Below are 8,122 nucleotides of genomic sequence, written 5' to 3'. Positions count from 1 at the left end.
GTCATCAACGTGATGGCCGGGTACATCTAGGATGGACCAATGGTCTCCGACCCGTCGCGCACCAGCACGCCTCGCATCGACACGGACGCGATCCGCGCCGTGGTGGGTGCCACCTTCGCCTCCCGCGGGCTCCAGTACGCGAGCACCAGTCGGGTGGGACGGGTGACGTTCGACCCCGAGGAGGGCCTGCTCACCGCCCAGGTGGCCGGCTCGGTCCCGCGGCCCTACCGGGTGCGCGTGTGGCTGCAGCCGTCCGTGGCCGCGGACCTCCAGCCTGAGGGCACCGACCCGCTGGACATGGAGTGGGAGCCGGTCTCCGGCGAATGCACCTGTCCCGTGGGCGCGGACTGCAAACATGTGGCGGCCGTCTGCTACCGCGCCGTCCGGCTGCGCTCGGACGACGCGCTGGACCGGGCGAAGACGGACCTTGCCTCCATGATCACCACCGCGGACGAGCTCGCCGCCCGCTCGGCCGGCTCGGCGGCAGCCGCCCGGCCCTCCCTGGGCGACGACGGCCCGGCCGGCTCGGGTGCCTCCCGCACCGCCGCCGCGGACTGGCGGCGGATCATGGAGCCGCTGGCCGGACTGCAGACCTCCTCGGTGCGCTCCCCGCAGGCGCCGCTGGCGATCGGCGTGGAGCTGGTGGCCGAGTCCTCCCACTCCATGTACCAGCAATGGGGTCCGGCCGGCGCCGGCGAGGACCGGCTGCGTGCCGGGCGCGGGCTGTTCGTGCTGCTGCGCCCCCTGAGGCGGGGCGCGAAGGGCACCTGGATCAAGGGAGGGCTGACCTGGAAGCGGTTCCAGTACCCGCGGGCCGAGTTCGACCCCGCCCACGAGCGGGCGCTGCGGCTGATCTACCGTCAGCTGATGGCCGAAGAGACGTATCCCACGGACGCGTGGATCATGCTCCACCAGTTCGACTCCACCCGGATCTGGCAGCTGCTCGCCGGCGCCGAGCAGGCCGGCGTGGAGCTCGTGGCGCAGGGTTCGCTGTCCGATGTGGTGCTGGAGGAGCCGGTCCATGTGGGCCTGGACGTCCGTGAGGCCGACGGCGGGGAGCTGGCGGTGTCACCGCGGCTGCTCACCGCCGCGGACCACCAGGTCGAGGCCTCCGACGTCTACCCGGTGGGCGGCATCGGGTTCTACCGGGTCCGCGAGGCCGAGGAGGGCTTCGTGGCGCACCTGGTGCCCGCCGCACAGTCTCTGGCCGAGCCCGTGCAGCACCTGCTCGAGTCCGAGAAGGCGCTCACCGTCCCGCAGTCGGACCGCGCGGACTTCCTCGAACGCGTCTACCCGCGGCTGAAGAACCAGATCGAGGTGGCCTCCACGGACGGCTCCGTGGACCTGCCCGAGTTCGAGCCGCCCACGCTGCGCCTGCAGGCCGACTTCCAGCCGGACCACCAGCTGGACCTGTACTGGTCCTGGCTCTACTTCGACCCGCCGCGCCAGGTGGAGGTGGACGCCAGGGACGCCTTGCGGGACACCGCCCACGAGCGGCAGGTGCTCGCCCGGGCAGCCGAGGTGTGGCCGCGCGCTGGCAGCACCGGACGCCAGGCCCTGGAGGGCGTGGCCGCGGCCCGCTTCTCCGAGACCGTCCTGCCGCAGCTGGCGAAGGTGGAGCACGTCCGCGTGGACGTCACCGGCGAGCGCCCGGACTACCGCGAGCTCACGGCCGTGCCGCGGATCGAGGTCGGCACGAAGGCGACGCAGAACGACTGGTTCGACCTGGGGGTGCAGGTCTCCGTGGACGGCCACGTGCTGCCCTTCGCCGAGCTGTTCACCGCGCTCGTGCACGGCAAGACCGCCCTGATCCTCATGGACGGGTCCTACCTGTCCCTGGACCATCCGGCGTTCGAGAAGCTCAGGGCGCTGCTGTCCGAGGCCGCCACGCTGCAGGAGTGGACCCCGGAGAACCAGCAGGTCTCCAAGCACCAGGTCGCCTTCTGGGAGGACCTCAAGGACCTGGCGGACGAGGTGCAGGAGGACCCGGCCTGGACCGCGGCCATGGGCCGGCTCGCCGCCACCGAGCGGCTCCCGGACCCCGAGGTCCCGGCCGGGCTCCGGGCCGAGCTGCGCCCCTACCAGCGCGAGGGCTTCCGCTGGCTGGCGTTCCTGCACGAGCTCGGGCTCGGCGGCATCCTGGCGGACGACATGGGCCTGGGCAAGACCGTCCAGACCCTCGCCCTGCTCTGCCACGCCAAGGAGCGGCGGATCGTCGCCGGTGAGGCGGCGCAGGAGGCGCCGGCCCAGGCGGAGGCGGGCGCTGCGGATGCCGTGGTGGAGGCGGCCGACGCGGTGGCCGACCCGGCCCGAGCGGCCGGTGAGGAGCCGTTCCTGGTGGTGGCGCCGTCGTCGGTGGTCTCGGTGTGGGCCGCGGAGGCGGCCAAGTTCGCCCCCGGCCTGGACGTGCGCGTGGTGGACCAGACCACCCGCAAGCGCCGCACCCCGCTGGTGGACGAGGTGGCCGGCGCGGACGTGGTGGTCACCAGCTACACGCTGCTGCGCATCGACGCGAAGGAGTACCACGCCCGGACGTGGGCCGGTCTGGTGCTGGACGAGGCTCAGTTCATCAAGAACCGGACCGCCAAGGTGCACCAGGTGGCCCGAGACGTGCAGGCCCCGTTCCGCCTGGCCATCACCGGCACGCCCATGGAGAACTCCCTGGCCGACCTCTGGGCGCTGCTGGAGGTGGCCGTGCCCGGGCTGTTCCCCAGCCACCGGCTGTTCCGCGAGGAGTACATCAACCCCATCGAGACCGGTGAGAACCCGGAGCGGATGGCCCGGCTGCGCCGCCGCCTGCGTCCGTTCATGCTGCGCCGCTCCAAGGAGCTGGTGGCCAAGGACCTGCCGCCGAAGCAGGAGCAGGTGCTCTCCGTGGAGCTGGAGGCGGCGCACCGCAAGCTCTACGACCGCGTGCTGCAGCGCGAGCGCCGCAAGGTCCTGGGCCTGCTGGACGACGTGGACGGCAACCGCTTCACCATCTTCAAGTCCCTGACGCTGCTGCGCATGCTGGCGCTGGCGCCGTCGATCGTGGACGACCAGTACGCCTCCGTGCCCAGCTCCAAGATGGAGCGGTTCCTGGACGACCTGACGGAGGTGCTGGGCGAGGGGCACCGCGTGATCGTGTTCAGCCAGTTCACGACGTTCCTGAGGACCGTGGGCGAGGAGCTGGACCACCTGGGCGTGGACTACGCCTACCTGGACGGCTCCACCCGCCACCGCGCCGAGGTGATCCAGGGCTTCCGCGAGGGCGACGCCCCCGTGTTCCTGATCTCCCTGAAGGCCGGCGGCTTCGGCCTGACGCTGACCGAGGCGGACTACGTGTTCCTCATGGACCCGTGGTGGAACCCGGCGGCCGAGGCGCAGGCCGTGGACCGCGCGCACCGCATCGGGCAGGACCGGACCGTCATGGTCTACCGGATGGTGTCCCAGGGGACGATCGAGGAGAAGGTCCTGGACATGCAGCGCCGCAAGGCCGAGCTGTTCGGGGCGCTCATGGACGAGGCCGACGACTCCGGCGCCGGCGCCTTCACCGACTCCCTGACCGCCGACGACATCCGCGAGCTCCTCGGTGCCGACGACTGAGTGACGGGTACCCGGTGCTGCCGGGCTCACTCCGGTGCCGGGCGGCTGCCCCGGAGGACGGCCTGGGCGCTGGGTGCCGCCGGCCGCCGAGTCAGGCCTCCGGGGCCCCCTCGGCCGGCGTCTCGAACACCACCAGGCACACGGGGGCGCCGTTCGGCGTGGTCGCTCGGTAGGTGACCCTCGAGCCGTCACCGGGGCTGGCGAAGCCGCCCTCGCAGGTCGGGGACTCGAGCTCGGTGTGCTGACTGTCCGTGAGGGTGACCGGGGTGTTCAGGGCGCAGATCACCAGCGTGGAGTAGGTGTAGCCCTCCCGCGTCGCCACGTCGACCTGTGCGACCCCCTTGCCCCAGGCCTCTCAAGCGACCTCGCCCAGGAGGTGCCCGAACCCATCCGGCCCCTGCTGCTCGCGCAGGTAGTCCTCGTAGGCGGTCCCGCCCGCCTGGTAGAGCTCGGCGGGCCACTCCTCCTCGGACGGCGACGACGGCGCCGTCGCCTTCGCCGAGATCGTCGCCTCTGCGGCGCTCTCACCCGACCCCGTCGGGGAGGTGCCGACCAGGGCGGAGGGGGAGGCCGTCGTCGGGGTGGAGGTGGTGGAGCCCCCGGTCTCGGTGCACCCGGTGAGGGCGGCCGTGAGCAGCAGGGGGAGTGCGATGCCGGCCAGGCGGGTGCGGGACATGGGGCCTCCTCGTGGGTGCCGCGCCCAGGTGGCCTGGGCTGAATGTAAACCAGTGCCGGGCGGTGGAGAAGAGCCGTGCCCGAATCGAGATGCGGCTAGCGTGGGTGCATGCGTGAGAGGTAGAGCGAGCGCCGTCGGCGGGGACCCTCGGCGGGCGTCCTGCCCCAGGACTCTCCGACGAACACGCCCAGGGGATGCTCGGTCCCGTCCCAGCTCTCGCGCAGCGACATCGGCGTGGAGGCCTCGAACCGGAGGCAACGGGGTGGTTCTCGCTAGCCTGTCCAGAAGGAGGGGCCCGTCAGTGAACGCGGATTTCGCGCTGGTCAGAGCCGAGATGCCCTTTGCGGCCACTCGGGACGACTGTCTTCTACGTGCTCGCCCGATCACGCGTGGTTCAGCCGGTCAAGCTAGGACGGTTCTGTGTCTGAGATTGCATGTGCATCCGGACAGGTGTATTGTGATTCACAGCTCGCATCCCCCAAGCCCATTCATTCACCGAATATTGGATTTGGTTGAGAGTATGAAGACGTTCAAAAGAGTGACATTAGCTGGCTTGGTCTGTGCAGGCCTCGTTTTCGGCGGCGCACCCGCAGGTGCCCTCGAGGCTAACGGTATTCCTGCGTCCAGTGTCGTGGTGACAGAGCCTCATCGGGCTCACGGGAAAAGCCCTGCAGTCACCTCAGAGGATGTTCGCCTGGCCCAGCAGTACACCTCTGTCGTTGATGGTGAGACGGTATTCGACTTCGAGGGCGCTGTGGACGAGGGAGTGAATGTGAAGTTTGCTCAGGACTACCACTCTTTCATTGCGGATATCCAGAACACATACGCTGACGCGGAATCTCGCACTTATAATCTGGTATATAGCGGAGGTGCGGCGCGGATCGTGACGCATCAAGACTCAAGTGCGTCAAAAAGTGGCGGTGCTAGGACTACGGATGCGCTCTCATGTGTAGTGTCAGCGACCGGCTTCTCTCTCGCCACTGTCTCCCTTGCGGCCGCCGTTGTCGCTTCTGGTGGCCTCTTCGCCCTTGCGCTGGCCGGATACTCTGTCAGCTTCATTGCCACATTCCGTGACTGTTATGACTATGCCTGATACCAGGAAGCATGGATCCGACCAGGGGCGCGGCGGTGTGGGAGCGGCGCGCGACGGTCGACGAGGCTCCGCTGCGCTCATCGTGACTGTGATGCTCGTGTTCGTCCTGGTCGCGGCCGCTACGCTGGTGGATGGTCTGAGTGGAACCGTAGATGTGGTGCTGATCGTCGCGGCGATTCTAGGCCTGTTGTGGGGCACCTGGCTGCTCCTCGCCTCCAGGGGTCGGGAGCGTTCGTAGCGGCGACGCCCCCGGGGACGCCCAGACGGCGCCCCCGGGGCATCCTGTCAGTGCCTCCGGCGCTGCAGGGGAGGCAGAATGTCCTCGCGGCGCAGGGAGCCCCTCGTGGGTGCCGCGCCCAGGCGGCCTGGGCTGAATGTAGACCAGTGCCGGGCGGCGGAGAAGGGCCGTGGCGGAACGGAGATGCCGATACCGTGAGGCCATGCGTGAGATGCAGAGCGATCGCCGTCCGCTGGGCCCGTCGACGCGTGCCCAGGTGCCGCCGTTCATGGTGATGGACATCCTCGGGAGAGTGGCCGAGCTGCGCGCCGAGGGCCGCGACGTGGTGTCCCTTTGCGCCGGCGAGCCCGGGGCCGGCGCCCCGCCGACCGTCAACGAGGCGGCCGCTGCCGTGCATGCCTCCGGGAGAGCGCTGACGTACACTCCGGCCTCCGGGATCCGGCCGCTGCGCGAGGCGATCGCCGGACACTACGCCCGCTGGTACGGGCTGGACGTGGCCCCCGAGCAGGTCGCCGTCACCACGGGCTCTTCCGGGGCCTTCCTGCTCGGCTTCCTCTGCGCCTTCGAGGCCGGCGACCGGGTGGCCCTGGCCCGCCCCGGCTACCCGGCCTACCGGAACATCCTGACCTCGCTGGGCTGCGAGGTGGTCGAGCTCGACGCCGGCCCGGACGTGCGCCACCAGCCGACCGTGGAGCTGCTCGAGGCCGCCGAGGCCGAGGGCGGACCGCTGGCCGGACTCATCCTGGCCTCTCCGGCCAACCCGACCGGGACCATGGTGAGCGCCGAGGAGCTCGAGGCGCTCGCCGTGTGGTGCCAGGAGCATCAGGTGCGCCTGGTCTCGGATGAGATCTACCACGGCATCGTCTACCGGGGCGCCGCTGCGGCAGGGGTGGCCGAGGCCACCGAGACCACGGAGACGGTGGCCGCGTCCACCGACCCCGCGGACAGGGGCGCCTGCGCCTGGACCTTCAGCCGCACCGCCCTGGTGATCAGCTCCTTCTCCAAGTACTGGGGCATGCCCGGCTGGCGGCTGGGCTGGATGCTGGTTCCGGAGGACCTGCGCGCCGCCGTGGAGGGGCTGGCCGGGTCGGCGGCCCTCTGCCCGCCGGCGGCGGCGCAGGAGGCGGCGGTCGCCGCGTTCGGACAAGCAGCCTATGAGTTCTGCGAGGAGCAGGTGCGCGGGTTCGCCGCCACCCGCGAGGTCCTGCTGGAGCGGGTGCCGGAGCTGGGCTGGGCGGACGTGGCCCCGGCGGACGGCGCCTTCTACCTCTGGGCCCGCCTGCCGCAGTGGGCGCTTGAGAGGTACGGGAACGCCCTCGGCTACTGCACCGCTCTGCTCGAGGAGGCCGGCGTGGCCATCACCCCCGGCGACGACTTCGACGCCGTCCACGGACCGGAGTCTGTGCGTCTGTCCTTCGCGGCCGGAAAGGAGGCCGTGGCCGAGGCGCTGGAGCGGATCGTGGCCTGGCAGGAGCGGGTGCGGCCCGGGCCCGGGCCGGGGGGGGCGGCCGTGAGCGGCGCGGACTCCACCCTGGACCGGCTCATCCGGATCCTCGAGGCATTCGACGCCGAGCATCCCAGCCTCACCACGGCCGAGCTCGCGCAGCGGGCGGGACTGCCGACGGCCACGGCCTACCGCTGGGTCGAGCGGCTGAGGGAGTCCGATCTGCTGGAGCAGGACGGCGGCCGCGTCCGGCCCGGCCTGCGCCTGTGGGAGCTGGCGTCCCGGTCCGCGCCGTCCGTCTCCCTGCGTCAGGCGGCCATGCCGTTCCTGGACGACGTCCACGCGGTGCTGCGCCAGCACGTGCAGCTGGCGGTGCTCGACGACGAGGGCGTGCTGGTGCTCGAGCGCCTGTCCGCCCGGGGGGCGGTGGCGAACCAGGCGACGGTGGCGGGCCGTCTGCCGACCTTCACCACCTCACTCGGCCAGGTGTTGCTGGCGTTCTCTGCGCGGCCCCGCGTGGCGGCGTACGTGCGTGCCCACGCCGCGGAACTCGGTGGGCCGGTGCCTCCGACCAAGGGCAGCGCGGCTCCGGCGGTGAACCCCACCGAGGACGAGCTGCGGAGCATCCTGGCCCATGTGCGCAGTCAGGGGCATGCCGCCGTGGTGGGGCGCATCGACGCGGAGGCGCGCGGCATCGCCGTCCCGGTGCGAGACGGCGCCGGGCGGACCGTCGCGGCTCTCGGCGTCGTGGTGCCCAGGCAGATGGCCGCGGATGCGGCCATCGCACCTCTGCTGATGACGGCGGCACGCGGCATCGGCCGCTCCCTGGGCTGAACGGCAGGCGAGGGGCGTGGCGGAGGCGCCCGGTCCGTCGTCGGGAAGGGGCCGGAGAGCCCGACGACGGCTCCTCGCCTCCGCGGGGAAGGTCGGGGGAGTGCTGTGGCGGGGCCTGCACCCCCGCGCTCCCACCGTGTTCCCACCGCGCGTCATTCTCACTGAGTGGGAATGCACCTACCATCGCACTGTGCTCTGGTTCACGCTGGTGCCAGCCTGCGGCCGCATCACCCGGCCCGCCCTGCCCCGTCT

General features: G+C 71.3%; 5 protein-coding genes and 1 pseudogene. 4 read left to right on the top strand and 2 right to left on the bottom strand.

Annotation, left to right across the window (positions count from 1 at the left end):
• The first annotated feature begins 39 nt into the window (after nt 1–39).
• The gene (locus HMPREF2863_RS11335) at nt 40–3,585 is read left to right on the top strand and encodes a DEAD/DEAH box helicase (protein WP_083315132.1); all 3,546 of its coding nucleotides are present in this window, start codon (nt 40–42) and stop codon (nt 3,583–3,585) included.
• Nucleotides 3,586–3,676: 91 nt separating this feature from the next.
• Here HMPREF2863_RS11335 and HMPREF2863_RS01085 read toward each other — a convergent pair whose 3' ends face one another.
• Nucleotides 3,677–3,907, bottom strand: coding sequence for a hypothetical protein (locus tag HMPREF2863_RS01085; protein ID WP_067190649.1), 231 nt, complete (start codon nt 3,905–3,907; stop codon nt 3,677–3,679).
• 33 nt (nt 3,908–3,940) lie between these two features.
• On the bottom strand, nt 3,941–4,261 hold the full coding sequence (locus HMPREF2863_RS01080) for a hypothetical protein (protein ID WP_067190647.1): 321 nt from the start codon (nt 4,259–4,261) through the stop codon (nt 3,941–3,943).
• 520 nt (nt 4,262–4,781) lie between these two features.
• On the opposite strand from HMPREF2863_RS01080, the gene HMPREF2863_RS11695 reads away from it, so the two are divergent.
• The 3 genes and pseudogenes from HMPREF2863_RS11695 (at nt 4,782) to HMPREF2863_RS11970 (ending at nt 7,870) form a co-directional block, all read left to right on the top strand.
• Complete coding sequence (locus HMPREF2863_RS11695) at nt 4,782–5,354, top strand: hypothetical protein (RefSeq protein ID WP_135103333.1); 573 nt, start codon at nt 4,782–4,784, stop codon at nt 5,352–5,354.
• A gap of 449 nt (nt 5,355–5,803) precedes the next feature.
• Nucleotides 5,804–7,060: pseudogene (locus tag HMPREF2863_RS11975) on the top strand (pyridoxal phosphate-dependent aminotransferase); the annotation flags it as partial.
• Nucleotides 7,052–7,870, top strand: a complete 819-nt coding sequence (locus HMPREF2863_RS11970; protein WP_246828794.1) for an IclR family transcriptional regulator — start codon at nt 7,052–7,054, stop codon at nt 7,868–7,870. The pseudogene HMPREF2863_RS11975 and the gene HMPREF2863_RS11970, both read left to right, overlap by 9 nt.
• The last annotated feature ends 252 nt before the right edge of the window (nt 7,871–8,122 follow it).

This window comes from Micrococcus sp. HMSC067E09 (assembly GCF_001812555.1).
Taxonomy (GTDB): domain Bacteria; phylum Actinomycetota; class Actinomycetes; order Actinomycetales; family Micrococcaceae; genus Micrococcus; species Micrococcus lylae.
The sequence above is the reverse complement of the archived record's forward strand: the minus strand, read 5'-3'. Positions and strand labels throughout refer to the sequence as shown.

Coding starts and splice junctions, on each gene's coding strand:
- HMPREF2863_RS11695 (WP_135103333.1), top strand. CDS start 4,782: ATGAAGACGTTCAAAAGAGTGACATTAGCTGGCTTGGTCTGTGCAGGC.
- HMPREF2863_RS11335 (WP_083315132.1), top strand. CDS start 40: ATGGTCTCCGACCCGTCGCGCACCAGCACGCCTCGCATCGACACGGAC.
- HMPREF2863_RS01080 (WP_067190647.1), bottom strand. CDS start 4,261: ATGTCCCGCACCCGCCTGGCCGGCATCGCACTCCCCCTGCTGCTCACG.